Genomic DNA, 23,934 nt, shown 5'->3' with positions numbered 1-23,934 from the left:
ACCCGTTCTCGCATCGCTAGGCGCAGTATGCGCGGATGGCGTCGCGGAGGAACGCCGCCGCGCCCGGAGCGATGGCCTCGTAGTACGCCTTGAAGCGGTCGTCGGCCACGTACATCTCGGCGATGCCCTGATGCGCCGCCTTCGAATACGTCCCGTCCTTCCAAAACGCGCTCAGCCACTGACGGTGCAGGTCGGCCGCGCGCTGGGCCTCCTCGCCCGCCGGGTCGCCCGTTGCCATGGCCGCCACGAGGGCGTCCTTGATCTCCTGTTCGAGCGCCTGCGTGCGCTCGAACTGCTCCTGGCTCATGCCCATCACCTTCGCGTTGCTCGCGTCCGCAGCATCGTCGCCCCAGCGCTCGCGCACCTCTTCGCCGTACTTCTGCTCGTTCTTGTCCACAAAGCCTTGCTTGAAGGCCTCGAACTTTTCCTGGTCGTTCATCTCGTCAGATCCCTCCATACAGGCGAGCGTCTTCTCCACGCTCGCAATCAGTCCGTCTAAACGCTGTTTGCGCAGGTGCAGTTCGCGCAGGTGGCCAGCCAACGCGTCGCGCGCATCGAAGGCGGGGTCGTCAAGCAGCCGCTTGATGTCCGCGAGCGGCATATCCGCCTCGCGGTACAGCAGCACCTGCTGCAGCCGGTCGACTTCGGCCGTCCCGTAACGACGGTACCCGTTCCGAGCGCGCCGTGCACGCACCAGACCCAGCTCATCGTAATGGTGCAGCGTCCGCACCGTGCATCCCGACAACGCGGCCAACTCGTGCACCGTGTACCCGTCGTCCGTTCGTTCCCGCTCCATGAGCGCCTCCTTCCTGTGCGCCCCCAGTGTAAGCCCTCACGTAACGTGAGGGTCAAGCGAAAATCCCGGCGAATATCCCGCTTTGTCGCGCGCCTATGCGTTGCCTGGGGTGTTCTTGAGGTCCGCCGCCCGCAAGCCGTTGGCTTTAGCCCGCGTCGAAAACGATCAGTCGACCGCTCATCTCGTTCCTCCCATGCGCAGCTTCAGCACGTCTTTCGGGCACGCGTCGGCGCAGGCGGCGCACTGGATGCACTCCGCGTCGACGATTGCACCCTCCCGCAGCAGCGCCTCCACGGGCAGGCTCATCGGACACGCCTTCTCGCATTTCCCGCACCCGATGCAACGGTCGGCCTCGGGCTCGATGTGCAGCTGCGGCAGGTGCAGCGCGCGGCCCAGCTTGCCGCCGAGCACCATGAACGGCGCCATCCAGCAGATGCAGTGGCACATGGCGCGCCGCCCCAGAAACAGGTTCGGGATGAAGAACAGGGCCACGATGCCGAAGTAGATGGGAAGCCCCAGCGGGCTGTTCATCGACACGCCGCCGGGAATGCCCGCGAGCGGCTCGACCATGGTGAACCCGCCCGCCACCCAGGCGCACGCGATGATAGAGCACAGCCACGGCACCCAGATGACGTACTTGATGCGCGTGCGCCATCCCAGCTTCGCCGGCTTGCCCACCGCCGTGGCCCCGAGTTCCTGCAAACCGCCCGCAGCGCACAGCCACCCGCAAAACGCGCGGCGCAGCACGAGCGACATGAAAAACTGCGTGGCGAACACGAGCGCGCTTGCCACGACCGCGCCCGACAGCGCGCCCTCGATGATGAGCACCGGCGAGAAATAGAAGATAGTAACGGGAAACAGCAGGAACGATACGAGCAGCACAAGGCGTCGCGCTCGCTGTCGCGTCGCCCCCGACCCCCGGGCGCTCATGCGCGCACCATGTTCACGAAGCCGTGGAACGCGCGGTCCATGCGCTCGAGCAGCTCCTCGTCGGTGAACTCCGCGCCCGTTGCCAGCATGGCGGCCATGCCGTGCACGAACACGATCATGTTGAGGTACAGCTCGCGCGCCGCCTCGGGTGACAGATGCCCCAACTCCTCGATGCACTGCTGCACGCCGTCGATGGCCACGCTTTCGTACACCTCCTCGAAGCCCGTCGCATGCATGTGCGGCGACAGGTAGAGAAAGTGGAACAGCGTGCGCTCGGTGCGCGCCAAGCGCAGGTGCGCAAGACCGTTGGACTCGAATGCGTTGCACCCGTCGTGCTCGTGCTCGCGGTTGTAGGCGCCCACCCACGCCCGCGCATGGTCGTACAGCGCGCGCACGAGGCCGTCCATGTCGCCGAACAGGCTGTAAAGGGGCTGCACCGAGCACCCGGCTCGCTGCGCCACCGTTCGCGCGCTGAGCGTCGATTCCCCCTGCTCACGCACGATAGCAAGCGCCGCATCCAGCACGTGCTCCCTGCTCACCCTCTGCTCCGGCATCGTTCGCCTCCCATGCATAACACTCGTTATATTACGGTTGTAATATAACGAGGGGAGAGCACGGTGTCAAGAACGTTTTTTCCACTGCGAAATAGGTGGTGCAGCCGCACGGTTTATCGCATAGAATGAACGGATACTGAAGGGGGGATGTGTTATGTCGCACATTCTGAACGCGCGGCCGCTCCGCGCACTTTTCGCTTCGCTGCTCCTCGTTTTGGCCATCCCCGCCCTCGCCTTCGCGAGCCCTTCGGCGCTCAATGGCAGCGGGACTTCCGACGACCCGTATCAGATAGCCACTGCTAACGACCTCAGGACGCTTGCGAGCGAAATCGGCAGCAGCGGCACCAATTTCTCGTACGTTCTCATGAACGACATCGCGTTCGATGCGACGCAAGAAAATGGCTATACCCCCCCCCAGGCACATTTAAGGGCACCTTCGACGGGGACGGTCACTCAATCAGCGGCATAAACACCACCGGTCGCTCAGCGCTGTTCCAAGTGGTGAACGGCGCTACCATCAAAAATCTCACCATCAAAGACTCGCTTGTCACCTCAAGCGACGGTTACGTTGGCGCCTTCGCGGCCACGTCGGACAACTCGAAGTTCGAGAACTGCACGAATGAGGCCACGATAGACGGCACGAAAATCGTGGGCGGAATCGTCGGAAATCCGAAATCCACAGAGTTCCTGGACTGCACGAACAACGGAAACGTCACAGGTGGAAACCAGGTCGGCGGTATCGCCGGATTTTCCAGTTACGACTGCATATTTACCCGCTGCGTCAACAACGGCACCATCACCTCGCTCGGAAACGATGGCAAAGCAGGCGGCATTATCGGGCAGAGCGACCACGACGCATTCGTCAACTGCTACAACACCGGCGAATTCGTGGGAGCGGTGTATGGCGGAGGCATAGCGGGAACGCTGAATACCCTGAACTCCTCCGTTCCCTCAACCGGGCTTTTCAACTATCAAGAGGCTACCGGAAGCTACAGCAAGGGCGGATTGACCGGGTTTTCCTACCTCTATTACACGTTCAGGGGCGTCTATTACCACATCGACAAGCTCGCTTCCGGAGCAACCAACCAAAGCATGATCGCCCCCAAGCAAAAACCTCTCGAAGCGTTCCAGAACGGCGAGGTGGCCTACCTGCTCAACACGGATGACGGCAAGGCAGCCAACTCCGGCACGTGGTCGCAGGGTGCCGACCATCCCGTGTTCGCCGATAGCTCCACCTTCCTTGCCACGCAGCGCATCACGTTCACCGATGTCGACGGCACGTTCAAGTACGCCTACACCCGGGCGGACGGGTCGGTCGTCGCGCCGGCGTTCAACAACGTGGTCTCCTGGCGGGACGCCGCCGGCAACGCCGTGGATCTCGCAGGGCCCTTCACGGCAGACACCACTGTGTTCGCCGTCGCGAAACCTCCCTTCGAAGGAGCGGGCACGGACGACGCGCCCTATCGGATCGAAACCGCCGAGCAGCTTTCCGCGCTCTCCCAGTACACGGCAGACAGCAACGCCAAGTTCGCCAACAAGTGCTGGAAGCTGATGGACGACATCGCGTTCGACAGCACCCAAACGGACAACTTCGCCGCTATCGGCACCTCGACCGCCCCCTTCACCGGCACGTTCGACGGGAACGGCCACACCATCAGCGGCATCAACACCACGGGCAGCGCAGCGCTCTTCGGCGAGACGGGCAGCGCCGCCATCAAGAACCTCGTTCTCACCGACACCGTCGTGAACAACGCGAGCGAGGGAGCGGTAGGCGCGTTCGCGGGCAAGGCGAACGGCACGACGTTCGAAGGCTGCACGAGCAGCGGCACGGTAGGCGGCAACGCGAACGCTGGCGGATTCGTGGGCAACGCGCAGAACTCCTCGTTCACCGACTGCACGAACACGGGGGCGGTGACCGGAGCGAACGGAGGGTTCGACAGCGTCGGCGGCATCGCAGGTCGCTCAACCGGCAGCACCTTCTCCCGCTGCGTCAACACAGGGTCCCTCACAGCGATCGGCAAGGACGGCTCCGCCGGCGGCATCTCGGGCGTCACCGGCACCTCCGGAGACACCGGCGCCTTTACCGCCTGCTACAATACGGGAACGATCACCGGAACCTCTGTCGGCGGCGGCATCGCGGCCACGCTGAACGGCACGTACGACCTGAATGATCTGTTCAACCTTGAAGAAGTAAGCACCTCGCCGGACATTCAAGGCGGCATTATCGGCCTCATCTACGATTCCGCGACCGTTCGGGGCGACGGCTACTACCATGTCGATCGCACAGCCGCCGGAAAGGGCCTCGGAAACAGCCTAGCCAACGGTCAGAAAACCCTCGACGCATTCGCAAGCGGCGAGGTGGCCTGGCTGCTCAACACCAAGGGAGGAACCGAGCCCTCGAGCGCCACCTGGTGCCAAGACGCGACCCATCCCGATTTCGCCGGCGACGGCGCCATCGCCACCTGTCGCATATCGTTCAAAACGGTGGACGGCTCGAAGCTGAGCCCCGTCTTCACCCGCGCGGACGGCACCATCGACCTGCCCGCGCTCGACCACACCGACTCCTGGCGGCACGAAGACGGCACCACCGCCGCCTCCGGGGACGTCTACGCGCAGGACGAAACCCTCACGGCCATCGGGCCATTCCCGTTCGAGGGAGCGGGCACAGCCGAAGACCCCTACAAGATTGGCACGCCCGAGCAGCTTGCGCTCCTATCGAAGTACACCGCCGAACGCAACGACCTGTTCCTCGACAAGTCCTGGGAGCTGATAAGCGACATCGCGTTCGACCCATCCCAGAGCAACAACTTCACCGCTATCGGCACGTTCGCCAACACGGGAGACAACGATCGCGACCAGCCCTTCAGCGGGTCGTTCGAAGGCAACGGCCACACCATCAAAGGCCTCGCCATCAATCAATACGACAGCGCTGACTCGATTGCGCAGGGCCTGTTCGCCAGCATTGAGAACGCGCGCATCAGCAACGTCATCGTTGAGGGATGCACCATCGAAGGCACGTACCTCGCCGGCGGCATCGCAGGTCAGGCCAAGAATTCAACCATCACCGCATGCACGAGCAAGGACAACCGCATTTCCACCAAAGAGCAGTCGGGAGGCAGCGTCCCGCTCGATGGCGCGGGCGGTATTGTGGGGTACCTGGCCGACGGCACGAGCAAGAGCGCCAAGAGCGTGGGCACCGCCGTGTCGAACTGCTTCAACGACAGCTCCGTCATTGCCAACCTCAGCCCCGGCGGCATCGTCGGCGAGCTTGAATCGCACGGCGGCACGGTGGCCAACTGCTTCAACAACACGACCGACATCAGGGTCTACGATACAAGCGCGCCGCGCGAAACGGGCGCCATCATCGGCTGGAACAAGTGGGAGGACGGGTGCAGCAACAACTTCTTCCTCGAGGCGGCCAACCTGAGCGGCGGATACAACCCGAGCGGGCCCGCCCCCAGCACCGGAACCACGTCCGCAACCGAGGCGCAGATCGAAAACGGCGAAGTGGCCTACCTGCTGCAAAAGGCGAACAGCGAGTACGTATGGGGCCAGAAGCTGAACAGCGAAGGCAAAACCACGCCGTGGCTCTACGCGAAACCGCAAACGCCGCCCGATCCGGGCAATCCCGATCCGACGCCCCCGCTCGCGCCCGAGCAGGTGTTCCAAGTCACCTTCGTCAAACCGAACAACGACGTGGTCGCCGTGCTGTACACGAACAACAAGGGCGATGCGCTCGTGCCGCCCGCGCTCCCGCGGAAGTACCGCGCCTGGAACGTCACCGACTTCGGCAACGTCACGAGCGACCTCACCGTGACGGCTCTCGAGAACGCGCTGACCGCAGCGGCATTCGAGGCGATGCCCGCCGTGCCCTACAACGGCACCGCGCAGGAGCCCGCCCTGACCGCAGCCGACCCCACGCTCACCGCCGACGACTTCACCGTCGCGTACGAGCGCAACAAGGACGTCGGCACGGCGAAGGCGACCGCGACGGCTACCGAACACGGCAACTTCACCGGCAGCGTCACGCTCGAGTTCGCCATCGAGCGACAGGCGCTCACGCCGCAGCTTGCAGGCGTCGTCGCACCGAAGGCCTACGACGGGAAAACCAACGTTGAAACGCCCGCGCTCGCGTTCGACGGGCTTGCCGCGGGCGAGTCGCTTGCATGCGGGACGGACTACGAGGAGACGGCGGCCTTCGACGATGCCGAAGTGGGCACCGGCAAGGCGGTCACCGTCGCCGTGAAGCTCCTCGACACCGCCGTCACCCGCAACTACGCGCTGGCCTCCGACACGCTTTCCGCCACCGGCGACATCGTCAAAGCCGTGCCTGCGGTGGCCTCGTGGCCGTCCGCGTCGGTCGTGTACGGCCAGCAGCTGAAAGACGCCGCGCTCGACGGCGGCGAAGGGTCGCTTCCGGGCTCGTTCGCCTGGGAGGACGAGACCGTTGTGCCCGACGGCGCAAACCTCACGCATACGATGCTCTTCCAACCCGACGACGCCGATCACTACGCCGCGGTGCCCGGCCCTATCGAGGTGGAGCTCCGCAACGCCACGCCCCAGTTCACCGAGCTTGCAAGCTCCATCGAGTACGGCCAAACGCTCAAGGACGCCGCGCTGGCGGGCACCGGCACCAACCCGCACAACGGCGTTGTGGTGTCCGGCACCTGGAGCTGGCAAGACGACGGCACGCGTCCCGCGCAGACGGGTTCCTACTCCGCCGCGTTCGCCCCGATTTCGGACGAGGACGGCAAGACGCACTACGACCCCGTCATCGCGAACGTGACCGTGCAGGTGAACGAGACGACGCCCGTCATCGCCATCGACCTGCCCACCGTGCAGATTCGCGGCCAGAAGGTAACCGTCCACGCGACGGCGAAGAATCCGCACGACAGCGCCTTCGCCGACCGGCTGCCGCAGGAGGTCGCGCTTTCCTACCGTATCGGCGACGGCGCCGAGATCCCGTTCGACGGCGCGTTCACCATCCCGGCGGACGCCGCTCCGAACACGGAGATCACCGTCACCGCCGCCACCGAAGCGGTGCCGGGCGCGTACCGGGCCGCTTCGCAGACCGCCGTGCTGCGCGTGACCGACAAGAACGTCATCGACCCGTCGCGCCTGCATCTGACGCAGGACAACCTGACCTACGGCTCCACGCCCAATCCATCCTACCGCTTCGACGGGTCGTCGTCAGGAAACGCTGCTTGGACGGTGCTCTACAGCGCCGATGGCGGCGCCACCTTCGCGTCCGACGCGCCCCGAAACGCCGGGTCGTACCTGGTCAAGGCCGTTTACGAAGACGACACGAACCAGGGTGAGATCACGACCGGCTTCAAGATCGAACCGCGCGACCTCGTCATCGGCGTCGTCCTCTCGAAGACGTCGTTGAACGTCGGCGAAGCCCTGCCCACGGCCGCCCTGTCCTACGAAGGCCTGCTTGAGAACGAACAGCTGACGCCCGACCAAGAGACGGTCTTCGCCGGGTTCCCTGCCGACAGCGCGAAGGCGGGCACGTACACCGTGCGGTGGGCGAACCGCGACGAGATGCTACAGGCCATCGAAGCGCTCGACGGCGCGGCGAACTACCGCATCAGCGTGACGGACACCGCCGCCTTCTCCATCAAGGAAACCAACGGCGGCGGCATCCCCGATCCGAAGCCGCTCCCGCCCCTCAAGCCGGGCGACGCGGGCACGTCGGGCGCTCCGGGCGGCGCGGGCACCCCGGGCGATGCGGGCTCGCCGAGCGCTGCGGGTTCGGCCTCGACGAAAACGGGCGATAGCACCGCCGTGTTCGCATGGATCGCCCTGTTGGCCGCGTCGGCCGGGGTCATGATTGCCGCAGCGGTGCGCCTGCGCAAGCAGCCGCGGTAACGACAACCGTAAAACCCAACGTCAAAGACGCCGGACGGCTTTCCGCCATCCGGCGTCTTCTCGTTTCGCCGCCTTCCGTACGCCTTACATCCCCGTTTCAGGGGCTTGACGGCAAGGCATCGGGGAAAGCACGGCTCGCCATCGAAACCCCGTTGCGAAATTCAGCGCGCGCGGAGGGCCATACAATCAGCGCGAAACTTGTTCACAACGAAAGGAGACCTATCCATGAAGAACGTCGAAGAGAGGCGCAACCGCTCCATCGCCCGCGAATCCGACTTTCACGCGACCATGCGCGCGCCGCACATCGACAAGACGGCCATCAGCCCGTATGACGATTACTGCGACGGCTACGGCATGCCGGGCGCGTACGGCAACGGCTACGTGTCCGTGCTGAAGGTGTCCGCCGGCGTCGTCGAGAAGACGAACGACGCCCTGGTCGACCGCATCGTCACGTACGACAAGGCCGAGGCCGCCGATGCCTACGTCGGACAGATCAACATGCTCACCGCTTCGTCGTTCTGCGGCATGGCCGGTCAGGTGTGGGGCTACGACGTCGCTCGTCACGACGACGTCGACAACGGCAAGAGCAAGCCGCTGTTCACCGCGAAGCAGTGGAACGATCGCGAGCTCAAGGTGTTCGACGCTCAACCGCTGCTGAACGCCGGCGTCGAGCTGTTCGGCACCGAAGACAACCGCCGCTACCACCCCATCCCGGGTGCGCACACCATCTGCGCGAACAAGGGCGTCGTCGCCTATCGCCCGAAGACCGACCGTCCTCTCAAGGACGGCGAGGGCTACGGCGTGTGGTCCTTCATCGCCATCTCCCTGTCCGCCGACCGCGACTTCGCCGCCGACCTGTTCATCGAGGATGCCGGCGTGTGGACCGAGAACGACAACGAAGAGGACATGATCAAGTTCCTCGAAGACCACCGCAAGGCCATCGTCTGGTCCGTCGTCGAGTGCGGCCGCGACCAGAACGTCGTGTACGACCGCACGTACGTCGGCTTCGCGCACCGCATGATGAAGCCGGGCGAGATCGGCAACGCCATCACGGTGGGCCCCTACGTCACCCTGGCGCGCAACGCCGTGCCTTCCACCGGCTTCGATTCCCTCAACGATCTGCACCTCACCGATTGGCTGAAGGAAATGGACTTCGAGCCGCTCACCAACCTCGACTAAGCACGTCTCCCCTACGCAATCCACCTTCGAGCCGCCCGGGTGGTCCCCGAGCGGCTCGAATACGTTAGACAAGGACTGGAAACATGGCAGATAAAACCGCTTCCGGTTCCGGCGGAACATCGGCCCAGGACAGCTCGAAGAAAGTTGGCCTGATCGGCCTGGTGGGCATCGTCATCAGCGCCATGATCGGCGGAGGCATCTACAACCTCCCCCAGAACATGGCGGCAGACGCTTCCGCAGGAGCCATCATCATCGCCTGGGTGGTTACGGGCATCGGCATCTGGTTCATCGCGAACACGTTCCGCATCCTGTCAGCTGCCCGCCCCGAACTCACGAACGGCCTGTACACGTATGCCGAGAAGGGCTTCGGCAAGCTGATCGGCTTCTTCGTGGCGTACGGATACTGGATTTGCAACTGCTTCGCGCTTGTTGCCTATTCCGTGCTCGTCATGGCCACGCTGAACTACTTCGTGCCCGATTTCTCCGGCGGCAACAACATCCCGTCCATCATCGGCGGGTCCATCATCACGTGGATCATGTACCTGCTCGCCTTGCGCGGCGCGAAGTCCACGAGCTTCCTGAACATCATCGGCACCATCGGCAAGCTGCTGCCCGTCATCATCTTTATTCTGGCCGTGGCTACCGTGTTCAAGTTCTCGGTGTTCATGGAGGGTTTCTGGGGCATCAAGGACGGCATCGACCTTACGCTGAACTTCGACAACGTCATGCCGCAGGTGTCGTCCACCATGCTGGTCACGCTGTGGCTGTTCCTCGGCATCGAGGGCGCCGTGGTCGTGTCCGGCAAGGCGAAGTCGCAGGCCGCCGTGCGTAAGGCGACCACCATCGGCTTCCTCGTGACGCTTGCCCTGTACATCATCGTGTCGCTGCTGCCCCTCGGCGTGTACTCGCAGGCGGAAATCGGCAACATGGCCGACCCGTCCATGGCGGCCATCATGCTGAAATCGTTCGGCAGCTGGGGCGAGATCATGGTGAACGCCGGCGTTATCATATCGGTGCTCAGCTCCTGGCTCGTCTGGATGCTCATGCTGGGCGAGATGCCGCTGGCTGCATCGAAGAGCGGCATCTTCCCCAAGATGTTCACGAAGGAGAACAAGCAGGGTTCGCCCTCCACGTCGCTTCTGTGGACGACCATCGTCATTCAGGTGGTGCTCATCGCCTCGTTCTTCATCGGCAGCAACGCCTGGACCACCATGATCAGCATCACGAGCGTCATGGCGCTGCCGTGCTACTTCTTCTGCACGTTGTTCCTGTTCAAGATCGCCTACAAGAAGGAATACCCCAGCGGCATCTTCGCCAGCCGCGGGATGGCCATCTTCACGGGCGCAGCCGGTTCGCTGTACGGCTTATGGCTCATCTACGCCGCGGGCCTCAACTACCTCATGGTGGCCTGCATCGTGTACGCCGTGGGCCTGCCGCTGTACATCGCGGGCGTGAAGCAGCACGACCCGAAGGCGAAGCTGTTCTCGTCGCGATCCGATAAGATCATCCTCGCCGTGGTGCTGGCGCTCGGCATCGCCGGCCTCATCTACTCGGTCATCACGTTCGGCAACATCCACATCTAGCCAACCTCGCTTGGCGCGATGTCGAAGGCCCGGAGCCGCCCAGCGGCCCGGGCCTTTTTGCGCGCCCGCCTCTCCGCCTTTCCGCGCCCTGCTGCTCTCCACCTCCCCTGCCCTTCTCTCTTTACCTTCCCTTTACACAGCTTTTACCGATTCTTAAGCGGTTTGGAAATCTTGCAGGGTCGCGGCGCGCCACCTGGGACTTTCCGTGCGGATACGCCATGCTGGAAGCTATCGACGGCAAGAGGAGGTCCCATTCGTGAAGGGCGCAACCGGAGTCATCATCAATTTCGTGCGCGGATTCTGCATGGCGCTGGCCGACAGCGTGCCGGGCGTATCAGGCGGTACCGTCGCGTTCCTGCTGGGCTTCTACGACCGCTTCATCGGCTCGCTCGACGACCTGTTTCACGGCACGAAGCAGGCGCGCTTCGCCGCCCTGCGCTTCCTGCTCAAGCTGGGTCTGGGCTGGGTAGTGGGCTTCGGGCTCTCGGCGCTCGTGCTCACCAGCTTCTTCGACTCGCACATCTATGCGGTGAGCTCGCTGTTCATGGGCTTCATCGTGTTCGCCATCCCCATCGTCGTCCGGGAAGAACGGCAGGCGCTGAAGGGACGGCTGGGAAACCTCGTGTTCGCCGGGGCGGGCATCGCGCTCGTGGTGGCGGTGACGCTGTTGAGTCCGGCCGCAGGCACGGGCATCGACGTGGCGGCGGGCAGTCTCGATGCGGGGCTCGTGGCGTACGTGTTCTTCGCGGCCATGGTGGCCATCTCGGCCATGGTGCTGCCCGGCATTTCGGGCTCCACGCTGCTGCTCATCTTCGGGCTGTACGTGCCCATCATGGGCGCGGTGCGCGCCGTGATGGGACTCGACCTGGCCTATCTGCCTATCCTCGTCGTGTTCGCCGCCGGCGTGGCCTGCGGCGTGCTGTTGTTCGTGCGGCTCATCCGCCTGTGTTTGGCGCGCTTCCGCTCGCAGACCATCTACGCCATCATCGGCATGATGGCAGGATCGCTGTTCTCCATCACGCAGGGGCCGCTCACGCTGAGCGTGCCGCAGCCCGCCATGGGCATCGGCTCGTTCGATCTCGTGTTCTTCCTCGTCGGCGGCATCGTGGTGGGCGGCCTGCAGCTGCTGAGGACGCGGCTGGAAGAGCCCGAGCCCGCGCACGAGAACGAGAGCACCGAGGCGCGCGAGAGCGCCTAGCGTGCCGCTTCCCTACTCGGCCGCAGCTGCAGGCTGATGAGCGTTCATGAACTCCTTGAGCTCCTGCTTGCGCGCCGGGTCGAGGTGCGCCTTCGGGATGCCCTGCACCGCGCCCTCGAGCGCGTACAGCATGTGCAGGCACACGCCCGGGTCGATGGTTTGCACCTTGAGCCAGGCCTGCTCGGCACCCATCGTCAGCAGATCGTCGGGCGTGGCCACGCCTACCTCGGCGAGCTGCTGCTCGGCGTGAGGGCCGATGTTGGGGAGGTCGGTCAGCTTCGCCATGGTTACTCCGCTCCGACAACCGCGGCGCGCAGGCGCGCCAGGTCGTCGTCGTTGGGGTGGTTCGACGCTTCGTCGAAGTTGTCGATGAGCTGCTGCATGCGCGCCGCCTGCTCCGGCTTGGCCTCGGCGGTTTGCACGTAGCGGCTGCGCACCACGGCCGGCATACGACCTTGGCACATGAACGAGCCAATCACCTGCGCCGATTCCGGCAGATGCACGAGCACGCGCGACACGACCCCGGCGAAGTACGTCTCGTCGGCACCGAACCCGGCTGTCCCGAACAGAAACACGTCCTTGCCGCCCAGCGTGACCAGAACCTCGGCCAGCTCGTCGGTGCAGTCGCCGCGGTTCGTCCAAAACCCCACGTACACGCGATCGGCCTGAGCGAGCGCCGCACGGTCCACGTCGCCGACGCGGCCGAACGCCACGCAATCCTCGCTCGGCAGCGCGGCGGCTACCGCACGAGCCAGCTGCTCGGTGTTGCCGGTGCTGCTATCGTACACAATCGCATAGCTCATGATGCGTCCTCCCTCGTGCGCACGTCGGCGCCTTCATCGGTGTTTCGAACGTTATACACCCCGTCGCGCCCCCGGTAAACACGACGCACACGATCAGCACGCAGGCGCGCGCAACAAGGCGTTGCGCCATCCAGCGCGGCGCCGCTGTGCGATAATGACGCCATCGCTCCGAGAAAGGATGCCCATGCCCTACCTCACCGTCGAAGGCGGCCCGCTCGACGCCGCGCAGAAGAAAGACCTCATCGAACAGCTCACCGCCACCGCATCGGCCATCATGCACGTGCCGTATCGCCGCGCGCACGAAGGCGCGGACGAGCGATGAGGGCGGTGGTGCAGCGCGTGAGCCGCGCGCAGGTGGACATCGACGGGCAGACGGCGGGCGCCATCGAGCGCGGGCTGCTCATCCTGCTCGGCGTCGGTCACGACGACACCGAGCAGCAGGCCGAACGCCTGTGGAGCAAGATAGCGCGCCTGCGCATCTTCGAAGATGCCGACGGCAAGACGAACCTCTCGCTCGCCGACGTCGGCGGCGAGGTGCTCGTGGTGTCGCAGTTCACCCTGTTCGCGAACTGCAAGCGGGGCAACCGCCCCTCTTTCACCGAGGCGGGCGCGCCCGACGAGGCGAACCGTCTGTACGAATGGTTCGTCGAACGCGCGCGCCGCGACGTGTCCCGCGTGGAAACGGGGCGCTTCGGCGCGTACATGGACGTGAGCCTCGTCAACGACGGGCCCTTCACGCTGTGGCTCGACACCGACACGCTGTAGGGGCTGCGCCCGAGCGCGCCTAGAGCAGCGCCTGCTCCCACTCCGCTTCCTTGAAGCCGACGAGCACGAAGCCGTCGCCCACCACGAGCGGGCGCTTCACCATCATGCCGTTCTCGGCGAGCAAGGCGTAGGCGTCCTCGTCGCTCATGCCGGCGTCGAGCAGGGCCTTCACGTTGCGCTCGCGATACAGCATGCCGCTCGTGTTGAAGAAGCGGCGCAACGGCAGCCCGCTTGTCGCATGCCACGCGGCCAGCTCTGCAGCCGTCGGGTTCTCTTCGACGATGTGGCGGTCGGTGTACGCCACGCCGTGCGCGTCGAGCCACGCCTTCGCCTTCTTGCACGTGGAGCACTTCGGATACTCGACGAACAGCACGTCTGCCATGGTTCCTCCTTGGTTCGTTCATGCCAACAACCGGTTTCCCGCTCATGATACCAAAGGGTGAACGCGAACCCGGGCGCGCCTTGCTATACTGGGTACGTCCAGACGGAAAGGCACACCCATGATCTTCTACTTCACCGGCACCGGCAACTCGCTCGCGGCGGCGCAAACCATCGCGCGCGCAACCGACGACCTGCTCGTCGACATCGGCGCAGCGTACAAGTACAAGGACTTCGACTTCACGCTCGCGCAGGACGAGCAGCTGGGATTCGTCTTTCCCACCTACGCCTGGACCACCCCTCCCATCGTCGACGCGTTCATCAAGCGCGCGCATTTCCGCACGGGCAACAAGGAAACGTTCACGCCCGGCTACTGCTTCGCCGTGCTGTCGTGCGGCGCCTTCGTGGGCAACACGGCGCGCTTCTTCGGCAATCTCCTGCTCAAAGAGCAGGGCATCAACCTCGATGCCTCGTTCAGCGTGAAATCGGTGGGCAACTGCACCTTCCTGTACGCCCCTGCCGAAGGCGAGAAGCGCGAACGCCTCCTGGCCGGCGCCGAGCTCGAGACGCGCCGCGTGGCCGACCGCATCGTCGCGCGCGAGGAGGTGCATGCCGAGCACCGCAACACGCTGGGCATCGTGCTGTCGAAGTTCACCGCGAAGGACGAGAAGCCGCGCTCGACGGCCGAGTTCTTCACGCTGCCCACCTGCATCAGCTGCGGGCAGTGCGCCGACCTCTGTCCCACGAACACCATCACGCTCATCGAGGGCACGCCCCGCTGGGCCGAGCTCGGATGCACGCAATGCCTGGCTTGCCTGCATCGCTGCCCCGTGAACGCCATCCAATACGGCCCCCGCACCGAACGCCGCGGCCGCTACGCCAACCCCGTCCTCGGAGCCAAAAAAGGCGCGTAAGCATTCCGCATTAGAACGCTCACCAATCAACTTCGTCGTACACGATGCCGTACTCTTTTTCAAGATGATCGACAAAGTCAGAAGGAGAGCAAGGGGTCACGCGCGAAAGCTCGAATCCCTTCCTATCGCGCGTGATAAGAACATCGGCTTTCACTTTTTCGGCGCAAAGCGCGACGAGGCAGTCTTCGAAATCGGGCCATTTGGCCCGAGCCGAGTTTTCGATGTCCTCTTTGCCGATCCCGCACACGTTCAAGTAAGCAAGGTTTTCCAAAATGACGTCCTGAATGGCAGCACTGTCAAATTCGCCGTGTCTTCTCATAAGATAAAACACGTCGGTGAAAGACTTCGCTGATACCCACAAATCGGCATCGCCATACAGGCCCATAGCCTTGATGGCGCACACTTCCCGGTAAAACTCTTCCCGACATGCAAGCAGGTCGAGCAAAACATTAGTATCGAGCAAAAGACGCATCAGTGCTCTCCTTCGCTAGAAATACTCCGGGTACTTTTCCCGCATAGCTTCTTCCCGCAATTCATCAAACGTCTTTCCAGACCACGATGCAGGGGCTTTCAAGGTCATGCGATCAATGCGAGCCTTGATATTTGCCTTCTGCTCCGAAGTGAGCGTGCGCCGTCGAACAGCCACTTCGTCAAGCGGCGAATCTGTTTTTGGGAGCTCGCCGTTTTCGATGACGTAGCGATACGCAGCGTTGATGAGTTCGGTAGGGGTCGAGCCTATCCTTCTCAAAACGGCATCCCCTTGCTCTTTGATCTCCACCGGAACACGTGCAGTGACGATGGTGTCGGGCCGAACGAGCTTCTCCTGTCTTGCTCTTTTCGCTCCCGCCGCTTCAAAAGTATTTTCATGACTCGAAGGCGTCGCTTTGTGCTTTGTGGCGATAGCCATATCAGTCTCCTTTCAACACCATCACTATACGGTAATACAGTATTACATGCAAGCGATATCCTCCCTACGATTCCTTCTTGACGCTTCCGTGGCTATTGTTTATAGTGTGCATATCGGGTATATACACACTACCCGGTTGGAGGGGACGAGGAACGTGCTTGGACCCTCCCGGCGCGAAGCGGGACGCCGCAACGCGCCATCGGGCGATTCGGGACGCCGAACCGCTCTTCACCGCCCCGCCCCCACGGGCGCGGCGCGCACGGAACACGAAAGGGAGCCTGAGTTGGACATCATCATCTCGAATGCGAGCGACCGGCCCATCTACGACCAGATCGTCTCGCAGATGAAAGCCCTCATCCTCACGGGTGAGCTGGACGAGGGGCAGCAGCTGCCCTCCATCCGGGCGCTGGCCGGCGATCTGCGCATCAGCGTCATCACGACGAAGCGCGCCTACGCCGAGCTGGAAGCGCAAGGCTTCATCGAGACGGTGCCCGGCAAGGGCAGCTTCGTGGCCGGCGGCAACTTCGAGCTGCTGCGCGAAGAACGCCTCCGCCACATCGAGGAGCTGCTCACCCAGGCCGTCGACGAAGCGCGCGGCGCGAACGTCGAGGTCAGGGAGCTCCATGACATGCTCGACCTCATCGCAGAAAGTGACGACTGATGAACGATCTTCTCCGCATCCGCAGCCTGTCGAAGCACTACGACGGCTTCGACCTCCAGAATATCGACCTCACGGTTCCGGCCGGCAGCGTGGTGGGCTTCGTCGGCAGCAACGGCGCCGGCAAGACCACCACCATCAAGGCCATCCTGGGGCTCATCTTCCCCGACGCGGGCTCCATCGAGCTGTTCGGCCAGAACGTGGGCGAGCACGCCAGCGCGAAGGCCATCAAGCAGGCGAAACAGCGCACGGGCGTCGTGTTCGACACGTGCTCCTTCCCCGAGGAGATGTCCATTGCCTCGGTGGGCAAGCTCATGGCCTACAGTTACGACTCGTGGAGCCCCGCCGACTTCGAGCAGCGTCTCGCGCAGTTCGAGCTGCCGAAGGACAAGACCGTGCACGACCTGTCGCGCGGCATGAGCATGAAGCTGTCGCTGGCCTGCGCGCTCGCACACGACCCCGACCTGCTCATCCTCGACGAAGCCACCGCCGGTCTCGACCCGCTCGCCCGCGAGGAAGCGCTCGACCTGCTGCGCGTCTACATGCGCGACGAACGGCACGGCATCCTCATGTCGAGCCACATCACGAGCGACCTTGAGAAAATCGCCGATTACATCGTGTGCATCGATGACGGCCGCATCGTGTTCTCCGTCGAGAAGGACGCCATCACCGACCTCGCCGGCGTGGCGCACTGCCGCGCGGCCGACTTCGAGCACATCGCTGCAAGCGGCTTCTTCGCCCCGGGCGAGCTGCGCAGCATGCGGCACCCTTACGGCATCGACGTGCTGGCGCCCGACCGCTTCGCGTTCGCCGAGAACTTCAAGAACATCGCCCTGGACAAGGCCGATATCGACACGTACATGGCCCTCATGCTGAAAGGAGAGGTCCGATGAAAGCTATGATCATGTCCGATCTCCTGATCGCCAAGAAGTACCTGCTGCAGCAACTGGGCATCGCCATCGTCGTGGGCATCTTCATCTGCATCATGATCGGCAACCTGTACGTAGTGGCACCCGCCGTGGGCGTGATGATTCCCTTCTCGCTCACCATCACCATCCTGTCGCTCGACGAACGCGCCAACTGGCAGCAGTTCCGCCTTGCGCTGCCCATCGCGCGCAAGGACGTCATCGTGGGCCGCTACGTCAGCTTCGCCCTGCTGTCGCTATGCGGCATCGCCGTGGGCCTGCTCACCACGTTCATCGTCATCGCCGCCGCGCAGCTCATGCCGAGCGTGCCGCAGCTGGCCGACCTCATGGTGAACTTCTCGTGGCAGGCCATCCTGTTCACCTGCGTGGCCGGCCTGGCCATGCTGCTGGTCATGCTGTCCATCACCATGCCGGTGTTCTCGCGTTTCGGCATGACGAAGGGCGTACGCTACCTGCCGCTGCTCATCATCTTCGGCGTGTTCATCGCGTTCTCGCTCGACGGCAACGGCCCGCCCGCCGACTTCCTGGCCAACATCAACCTGCTGCTTGAAACGCCCCTCGGCACCATCGGCTTGGCCGCCGCCATCCTCGTGATCGTCGCGGCCGTCTACGCGATCTCGGCCACCATCTCCACGCGCCTGTACGCCAAGCGCGAACTATAGGCTCTCCACCGTGGGAAGGAGCGTCCTGTGAAGACCATGATGATCTCGGACTTTCTCGCCTTGGGAACGTCGCTGGGGAAAAACGCGGCGCTCTGGGCGCTCCTCTCAGTCGGCACCCTCATGGTGGCGGGAGCCAGCCCGCTCATCGTCCTGCTCGTGGGCCTCCCCATGGCCCAGATGGTGCTGATGCCCATGCTGCTACGCGACCAACGGCGCGACTGGATCGCTTTTCGCCAGTCGCTGCCGCTCTCGCGCGCCGACGTGGTGGCAGGACGCTATGCGAGTGTCGGCGTCATCGTGGCAGGATGCGTCGCGCTCGGTGCGGCATCCTACGTCGTATCGTGTGCGATCATCGCCGCGGTGCCCGGACTGCCGCTGATCGCGCACTTCACCGTTGGCTTCGACGCACCTCAGCTCGTAACGGCCACGGCCGTCTCGTTCGCCCTCACGCTCACCACGTTCAGCGCCACGCTTCCCTTTTTGCTTGCAGGCACCTGCCGAAACGTCGTCACCTGCGTGCCCGTCGCGTTCATGCTCGCAATCCTCGTGTGGCTCTACCAGCTTCGTAGCATCGATTTCGACGCATTCTTCCCATTTGTCGGCACGGCGGTAACCGCCGCTCAAACCTTGGGAGGCTCGCTCCTGATCGCGGCCTGTGTTTTAGCAGCGGCTTGCACGCTCTACATCGTCTCGGAACGCGCAGCAGTTCGCGCATACGGCTCACGGGACCTCTGAGCCCGGTTACCTTATTTCATGTGCACGAGGTCGGCGAGGGTCACGTGATCCACGTAGTCCTCGATGGCCTGGTCGAGGCCGCGCCAGAAGTTGATGGCCACGCACTCGTCGCGACGCGGGCACGCCTCGGCCCCGTCCTCGAGGCACGACACCGGGGCACAGCTCCCCTCGGTGGCGCGCAGCACGTCTCCCGCCGTGATCTCGTCGGCGGGGCGCGCAAGCAGATAACCGCCGCTCACGCCACGAACGCTCTTCAACACGTTCGCCTTCACGAGCGCGCCGCCCAGCTGTTCAAGGTACTTGACGGACAGGTCCTCGCGTTCGGCGGCCTGTCGCATGGTGACGAGCGAGCCGGCTTCGCCTTGTCGTGCGATGTCGATCATGAGCCGCAAAGCATACCGCCCCCGCGTCGATATCATCATGTCCGTCACACCGTCCTTGTCGTCGTGCGCAGCCGAACGCGCACTGGCGGCGGCCACGAACCCCTCTTCGTGTTGTTTTCCCAGTATATCCCATCGTTTGCCCGAACGATCGGGCCTTTCTTGCAGGAATGTAAGGATGGGGCAAGCGGTCGGTAAGGCAGCGTTAAGGACGGCTTGGTATAACTGATACAGCACATGAAGCAGAACCCGCGCAGGACGCGCGGCACGACAGGCACCACCGGAAAGGCGGAACCATGGCACGAACGGCGCAGCGGACATCCCAGGCCCATCCCTTCGTCGCGTTCCTCGGACGCGTGGGACTCGTGGTGTTCATCCTCATCGTGTTGGTGGAGGTGTACTTTCTCGCGCGCGGCTTCAACCTGTATCGCGAAGCGCTCGAGGCCACCGACCTCGACGACATGGCCGCCGCCATCCAGAACAGCGAGAACTTCACGCCCATCGACGAGCTGCCCGACCTGTATCTGCAGGCCGTCGTGGCCGTAGAGGATCATCGCTTCTACGCGCACCCCGGCTTCGACATCATCGCCACGGGCCGCGCGCTCATGAACGACCTCAAGGCCGGCGCCATCGTCGAGGGCGGCAGCACCATCACGCAGCAGCTTGCGAAGAACCAGTACTTCTCCCAGGAGCAAACCATCGACCGCAAGATCGCCGAGATCTTCATGGCCGTCACCATCGAGCAGCACTTCTCGAAGCGCACCATCCTCGAGCTGTACGTGAACTCCATCTACTTCGGCGACGGCTACGAGGGCATCGGCAACGCGAGCGAGGGGTACTTCGGCAAGGACCCGAGCGCCCTCGACGCCGACGAGTGCACCCTGCTGGCCGGCATCCCGAACGCGCCGAGCATCTACGCCCTCTCGCAGAACCCCGACCTGGCACGGCAGCGTCAGCAGGAAGTGCTCAAGAAGCTCGTGCGCTACGACTACCTCAACCAGAACGCGGCGCAGCACATCGTGAGCAACGTCCAGGCGATTGCCGCCTAGCGGACGGGCCGCCGCGTGCGGTTCTGTAGTCGTCGTAGCGGTGCGCGATTCGTCGCGGCGAACCCCGAGGGCTTTGGTAGGATAGGCACCATGAAACGACTGAAAACCATCGCTGCCGCCGTCCTGTCCGCCGTCGCCCTCGCGGGCACCCTCGGGCTGGCCACCGCCTGCAGCTCCCCCTCAACCGACACCGCAGCCCCCGCCTACGTGAGCCCCTACGACTGGAACGGCCTCGAGCGCTCGGGCGCCAACAACGACCGCCTCGCCTACTACGAGGACGGCACGCTGCGCTCCCGCCTGGGCGTGGACGTGTCCGACCATCAGGGCGTCATCGACTGGAACGCGGTTGCCGCCGACGGCATCGATTTCGCCATGGTGCGCGTGGGCAACCGCGGGTACACCGAAGGCGCGCTGTACGCCGACGAACGCTACGCCGAGAACATCGACAACGCCACAAGCGCCGGCCTCGACGTGGGCGCGTACTTCTTCTCGCAGGCCGTCAGCGTGGAAGAGGCCCGCGAGGAAGCCGACTTCGTGCTCGAGCTTTTGGCCGGGCGCCATCTGGCGTTTCCCGTGGTGTACGACCACGAGCCCGTATCCGACGCCTCGGGCCGCGCGAACAACCTCGACCGCGAGACGCTCACGGCCAGCGCGCGGGCGTTCTGCGAGCGCTTGGAGCAGGGCGGCTACTCCACGATGATCTACGGCAACAGCGGCGACATGGCCCGCTACAACCGCGCCGACCTGGGCGAGCGCCCCGTGTGGTTCGCCGAGTACGACGCCGCCGAGCCGCACGGCCAGTTCGACTTCGTCATGTGGCAGTACACGAACGCCGGCACGGTGAACGGCATCTCCACGGCGGTCGACCTCAACCTGCTCTTGACCGAACTCGCGTAACGAGCCCCGCACCCAACTCCTCATACCGCCATCCCACCAGGCACGTTCCGCATCGTGGAACGGGAGTTCCGCATGGTGAACTGGGGCCGTTGAGGCCGGGCGCGCCCGTTTCTATAATCCTCCCCAAGAGCTACGGGACGGCGAACACGCCGCAACGTACCACCAATCGAGGGAAGGGGCCATCATGAAAACGACGGATGCGAACGAGCGAGGGCTGTCACGCAGGAACTTCATCGGCGGCGCGGCGCTCGGGCTGGGCGCGCTGGCCATGGGCGGGCTGGCCGGATGCGCGCCGAAGGCCGCGGGCAACGCGGACGCGGCGGAGCAGAGCGGCTCGGCCGGCAACGCGAAGGGCGTCTCCTGGGACGGCGAGTACGACGTCATCGTGTGCGGCGGAGGCGGCAGCGGCCTGACCGCAGCGTACTCCGCGCTTGAGAGCGGCGCGCAGAAGGTGCTCATGCTGGAAAAGGGCGCCGCGTGCGGCGGCACCACCGCGCTCGCCGAAGGCGCGGTGCAGGCTTCGGGCACGCCGTGGCAGAAGGACCTCGCCGGCGTCACCGACGACAGCCCCCAGCTGCACAAGCAGTTCTGGATGACCGATGCCGAGGGCCTCGTGAAGGAGGAGCTCGTCGCCTGCATGGCCGACAACGCCGCCGACAACCTGCAGTGGATGGCCGACAGCTTCGGCATCACGTTCTCCAACGTGTTCGGCTGCTACCCCACGCCGTACATGAAGGACGAGTACATGCGCGACCGCATCCACCTCATCACCGATGCAGCCGATACGACGAAAACCGGTGGTGCCGTGTGGACGACGAACGCGCAGAAGGCCGTCGAGGCGAAGGGCGGCGAGATCAAGACGAAGACCGAGGTCGCCGACATCTACCAGGATGACAGCGGCACCGTGGTGGGCGTGGCCACCGCCGACGGGAAGAACTTCAAGGCGAACAAGGGTGTCGTGCTGGCCATGGCCTCCATCGACCACAACGAGGACCTGGCATTCAAATACGACCAGCAGCAGTATTGGGACCTCAAAACCCAGGCGGTGGCAACGGCGGCCACCGACACGGGCGACGGCATCCGCATCGGCATGGCGCACGGTGCCGACGCGGCCTTCCACGGCGCGGTCGACCTCATCCTGCAAACCTGGAGCTACACGAACAACCAGAACCCCGAGATCCCCTACATCCTCATCGACCAGCGCGGCAACCGCTTCGTGCGCGAGGATACCACCTACGCCTTCCACTGCCGCGCCATGTTCAACGCCGCGATGGCGCAGGGCGGGGCCGAGGGCTGCACGTACATGCTCATGGACGGCAAGATGCTGAATGCCGACGCGAAGTGCGCCTGGTCGGACAACGCCGAAGACGGCGCGAAAGCCCGCGGGGCCGCGCTGGCCGATGGCAGCATGGTGCAAGCCGACACGCTCGACGAGCTGGCGGCGGCGCTCGACATGGACGCCGGCAACCTCGCGGCCACGGTGGACGCCTGGAATGCCGCCTGCGCGGCCGGAGCCGACGCGGCCTACGGGCGCACGGTGCAGCTGACCGCGCTCGACGCCGCCCCCTTCTTCGCCTGGAAGACGCAGAACACGAACATCGGCTCCATCGGCGGCCTGCTCATCAACACCGACGCGGCCATTCTCGACACCGAGGGCAACCCCATCCCGCATCTGTTCGGCGCGGGCGTGAACACGGCCGGCTGGATCGGGCCCTACTACCCCGGCTCGGGCACCTGCCTGCAGGGCGCCCTCAACTGGGGCCGCATCGCCGGCGCGTCAGCCGCGAAGGCGTAAGCATTCCTCACTGAAAAGGGCGGCCCGACGGTCGCCCTTTTCAGTGCCGCTCGATGACCCTACTCGACGTAGCCCATGCGCTCGGAGATGCGTCGCGCGGCCAGCATCACCTGCTGCGCGATGTCGTCGAGCCGCTCCTCGGCGATGCTCTCGGGCGTGCCGCTCACGCCCACCGCCGCAAGCGCGTCGCCCCGGTAGTTGAAGACGGGCGCGGCCACGCAGCAGTGTCCCAGCTCGTATTCCTCGCGATCCATGGCCCACCCCTGCTTGCGCACCTGATGCAGGTACTTCGCGAACGCGGCCTTGCCCGTGAACGTGTTCGGCGTGTACGCCTTGAAATCGTAGCCGTACAGCACCTCGTCAAGCTCAGCGCTGGAAAGGCAGGCCAGCAGGCACTTCCCCATGGACGAGCAGTACGCCGGCGACCGGTAGCCCACCTGCGTGTACACCTCTTCGCCCCAGTCGGTGGATTCCTTCTCGATGTAGGAAACGTACGCGCCGTCCAGAATGCCCAGGTGGGCGGTGAGCCCCAGCGAGCGTTTCAGCACGGCCAAGTACGGCTTGGCCTCGGTTTGCAGCTCGAGGGAATTGATGTGGTAGCTCAGCGTATCGAACATCTTGGGGCCGATGGTGTAGGCGCCTTCGAGCGTTTGCTCCACGTAGCCGCGTCCGAGCATGGTGCGCGCGATGCGGAAGACGGTGGACTTGCTCATGGACGTGCGCTGCGCCAGCTCCGACAACCCGAGCGGCCCCCGGGCGCGTGCAAGCTCTTCAAGCACGTCGAACGCCCGATCCAAAACCTGTACGGTACCCTCTCCCATGGATGACCCTTCCCCGAGATCGATGCGTTTTCGTCAGTATACGCCAACCCGCGCCCGCTTGGCGATGCGTTGAACACGTGGTACACTGAACGCCGCATTTTCACGTGGTTTGCAAGGAGCTCTGATTTCGATG

Annotated in this window: 25 protein-coding genes; 15 read left to right on the top strand and 10 right to left on the bottom strand. The window is 64.3% G+C overall.

Annotated elements, in window-relative coordinates; all coding sequences use genetic code 11:
• Positions 1–16: 16 nt before the first annotated feature.
• The 3 genes from C1876_RS07655 to C1876_RS07645 form a co-directional block, all read right to left on the bottom strand.
• Positions 17–796: a MerR family transcriptional regulator gene (locus C1876_RS07655; protein ID WP_114546133.1), complete on the bottom strand. Its 780-nt coding sequence runs from the start codon at positions 794–796 to the stop codon at positions 17–19.
• Between the two features lie 177 nt (positions 797–973).
• Positions 974–1,726 (bottom strand): 4Fe-4S binding protein, encoded by a 753-nt coding sequence (locus C1876_RS07650; RefSeq protein WP_114546132.1) that lies wholly within the window; start codon positions 1,724–1,726, stop codon positions 974–976.
• Positions 1,723–2,280 (bottom strand): TetR/AcrR family transcriptional regulator, encoded by a 558-nt coding sequence (locus tag C1876_RS07645; protein ID WP_114546131.1) that lies wholly within the window; start codon positions 2,278–2,280, stop codon positions 1,723–1,725. The genes C1876_RS07650 and C1876_RS07645 overlap by 4 nt, the downstream gene beginning before the upstream one ends.
• A gap of 154 nt (positions 2,281–2,434) precedes the next feature.
• Between C1876_RS07645 and C1876_RS07640 the strand changes: the two genes are divergently transcribed.
• From C1876_RS07640 to C1876_RS07620, 5 genes are all read left to right on the top strand, one after another.
• Positions 2,435–2,749 (top strand): hypothetical protein, encoded by a 315-nt coding sequence (locus C1876_RS07640; protein ID WP_114546130.1) that lies wholly within the window; start codon positions 2,435–2,437, stop codon positions 2,747–2,749.
• A gap of 29 nt (positions 2,750–2,778) precedes the next feature.
• Positions 2,779–8,151: a YDG domain-containing protein gene (locus C1876_RS07635; RefSeq protein ID WP_114546129.1), complete on the top strand. Its 5,373-nt coding sequence runs from the start codon at positions 2,779–2,781 to the stop codon at positions 8,149–8,151.
• A 225-nt stretch (positions 8,152–8,376) separates the two neighbouring features.
• A complete protein-coding gene (hdcA, locus tag C1876_RS07630; protein WP_114546128.1) occupies positions 8,377–9,330 on the top strand; it encodes a histidine decarboxylase, pyruvoyl type in 954 nt (317 codons plus the stop codon).
• Between the two features lie 83 nt (positions 9,331–9,413).
• Positions 9,414–10,913 (top strand): basic amino acid/polyamine antiporter, encoded by a 1,500-nt coding sequence (locus C1876_RS07625; RefSeq protein WP_114546127.1) that lies wholly within the window; start codon positions 9,414–9,416, stop codon positions 10,911–10,913.
• Positions 10,914–11,169: 256 nt separating this feature from the next.
• Complete coding sequence (locus tag C1876_RS07620; protein WP_114546126.1) at positions 11,170–12,111, top strand: DUF368 domain-containing protein; 942 nt, start codon at positions 11,170–11,172, stop codon at positions 12,109–12,111.
• A 12-nt stretch (positions 12,112–12,123) separates the two neighbouring features.
• On the opposite strand, the gene C1876_RS07615 is transcribed toward C1876_RS07620, so the two are convergent.
• A complete protein-coding gene (locus tag C1876_RS07615) occupies positions 12,124–12,396 on the bottom strand; it encodes a TfoX/Sxy family protein (RefSeq protein ID WP_114546125.1) in 273 nt (90 codons plus the stop codon).
• Positions 12,397–12,398: 2 nt separating this feature from the next.
• Positions 12,399–12,914 carry a flavodoxin family protein BilS gene (bilS, locus tag C1876_RS07610; RefSeq protein WP_114546124.1) on the bottom strand — a complete coding sequence of 172 codons (516 nt, stop codon included), beginning with the start codon at positions 12,912–12,914 and terminating at the stop codon, positions 12,399–12,401.
• 184 nt (positions 12,915–13,098) lie between these two features.
• On the opposite strand from bilS, the gene C1876_RS17610 reads away from it, so the two are divergent.
• On the top strand, positions 13,099–13,236 hold the full coding sequence (locus tag C1876_RS17610) for a tautomerase family protein (RefSeq protein ID WP_158544646.1): 138 nt from the start codon (positions 13,099–13,101) through the stop codon (positions 13,234–13,236).
• Positions 13,233–13,679: a D-aminoacyl-tRNA deacylase gene (gene dtd, locus C1876_RS07605; RefSeq protein ID WP_114546123.1), complete on the top strand. Its 447-nt coding sequence runs from the start codon at positions 13,233–13,235 to the stop codon at positions 13,677–13,679. The genes C1876_RS17610 and dtd overlap by 4 nt, the downstream gene beginning before the upstream one ends.
• A gap of 19 nt (positions 13,680–13,698) precedes the next feature.
• On the opposite strand, the gene C1876_RS07600 is transcribed toward dtd, so the two are convergent.
• On the bottom strand, positions 13,699–14,061 hold the full coding sequence (locus C1876_RS07600; protein WP_114546122.1) for an arsenate reductase family protein: 363 nt from the start codon (positions 14,059–14,061) through the stop codon (positions 13,699–13,701).
• Positions 14,062–14,179: 118 nt separating this feature from the next.
• On the opposite strand from C1876_RS07600, the gene C1876_RS07595 reads away from it, so the two are divergent.
• Positions 14,180–14,971 carry an EFR1 family ferrodoxin gene (locus tag C1876_RS07595; protein ID WP_114546121.1) on the top strand — a complete coding sequence of 264 codons (792 nt, stop codon included), beginning with the start codon at positions 14,180–14,182 and terminating at the stop codon, positions 14,969–14,971.
• Between the two features lie 19 nt (positions 14,972–14,990).
• Here C1876_RS07595 and C1876_RS07590 read toward each other — a convergent pair whose 3' ends face one another.
• Both C1876_RS07590 and C1876_RS07585 read right to left on the bottom strand, forming a co-directional pair.
• Positions 14,991–15,443, bottom strand: coding sequence for a type II toxin-antitoxin system VapC family toxin (locus C1876_RS07590; RefSeq protein ID WP_114546120.1), 453 nt, complete (start codon positions 15,441–15,443; stop codon positions 14,991–14,993).
• Between the two features lie 15 nt (positions 15,444–15,458).
• On the bottom strand, positions 15,459–15,878 hold the full coding sequence (locus C1876_RS07585; protein WP_114546119.1) for a hypothetical protein: 420 nt from the start codon (positions 15,876–15,878) through the stop codon (positions 15,459–15,461).
• 283 nt (positions 15,879–16,161) lie between these two features.
• On the opposite strand from C1876_RS07585, the gene C1876_RS07580 reads away from it, so the two are divergent.
• From C1876_RS07580 to C1876_RS07565, 4 genes are read left to right on the top strand one after another with little or no spacing between them, the layout of a single operon-like run.
• On the top strand, positions 16,162–16,539 hold the full coding sequence (locus C1876_RS07580) for a GntR family transcriptional regulator (protein ID WP_114546118.1): 378 nt from the start codon (positions 16,162–16,164) through the stop codon (positions 16,537–16,539).
• A complete protein-coding gene (locus tag C1876_RS07575) occupies positions 16,539–17,429 on the top strand; it encodes an ABC transporter ATP-binding protein (RefSeq protein WP_114546117.1) in 891 nt (296 codons plus the stop codon). Before C1876_RS07580 ends, C1876_RS07575 begins: the two co-directional genes overlap by 1 nt.
• On the top strand, positions 17,426–18,124 hold the full coding sequence (locus C1876_RS07570) for an ABC-2 transporter permease (protein ID WP_114546116.1): 699 nt from the start codon (positions 17,426–17,428) through the stop codon (positions 18,122–18,124). Before C1876_RS07575 ends, C1876_RS07570 begins: the two co-directional genes overlap by 4 nt.
• A gap of 36 nt (positions 18,125–18,160) precedes the next feature.
• Entirely contained in the window at positions 18,161–18,859 is a 699-nt protein-coding gene (locus tag C1876_RS07565) for an ABC-2 transporter permease (RefSeq protein ID WP_244910080.1), read from the top strand.
• Positions 18,860–18,870: 11 nt separating this feature from the next.
• Here C1876_RS07565 and C1876_RS07560 read toward each other — a convergent pair whose 3' ends face one another.
• Entirely contained in the window at positions 18,871–19,338 is a 468-nt protein-coding gene (locus C1876_RS07560) for an RrF2 family transcriptional regulator (RefSeq protein WP_227114028.1), read from the bottom strand.
• A 197-nt stretch (positions 19,339–19,535) separates the two neighbouring features.
• Between C1876_RS07560 and C1876_RS07555 the strand changes: the two genes are divergently transcribed.
• The 3 genes from C1876_RS07555 (at position 19,536) to C1876_RS07545 (ending at position 22,980) form a co-directional block, all read left to right on the top strand.
• Entirely contained in the window at positions 19,536–20,288 is a 753-nt protein-coding gene (locus C1876_RS07555) for a transglycosylase domain-containing protein (RefSeq protein WP_114546114.1), read from the top strand.
• Positions 20,289–20,378: 90 nt separating this feature from the next.
• Complete coding sequence (locus C1876_RS07550) at positions 20,379–21,185, top strand: glycoside hydrolase family 25 protein (protein ID WP_114546113.1); 807 nt, start codon at positions 20,379–20,381, stop codon at positions 21,183–21,185.
• A gap of 184 nt (positions 21,186–21,369) precedes the next feature.
• Positions 21,370–22,980 carry an FAD-dependent oxidoreductase gene (locus C1876_RS07545; protein ID WP_114546112.1) on the top strand — a complete coding sequence of 537 codons (1,611 nt, stop codon included), beginning with the start codon at positions 21,370–21,372 and terminating at the stop codon, positions 22,978–22,980.
• 59 nt (positions 22,981–23,039) lie between these two features.
• Here the strand turns inward: C1876_RS07545 and C1876_RS07540 are convergent, their stop codons facing one another.
• Entirely contained in the window at positions 23,040–23,801 is a 762-nt protein-coding gene (locus C1876_RS07540; RefSeq protein WP_114546111.1) for an IclR family transcriptional regulator, read from the bottom strand.
• Positions 23,802–23,934 lie beyond the last annotated feature (133 nt).

It is taken from the genome of Eggerthella sinensis (genome assembly GCF_003339815.1).
GTDB lineage: Bacteria > Actinomycetota > Coriobacteriia > Coriobacteriales > Eggerthellaceae > Eggerthella > Eggerthella sinensis.
This window is presented reverse-complemented; position numbering and strand designations above follow the sequence as displayed.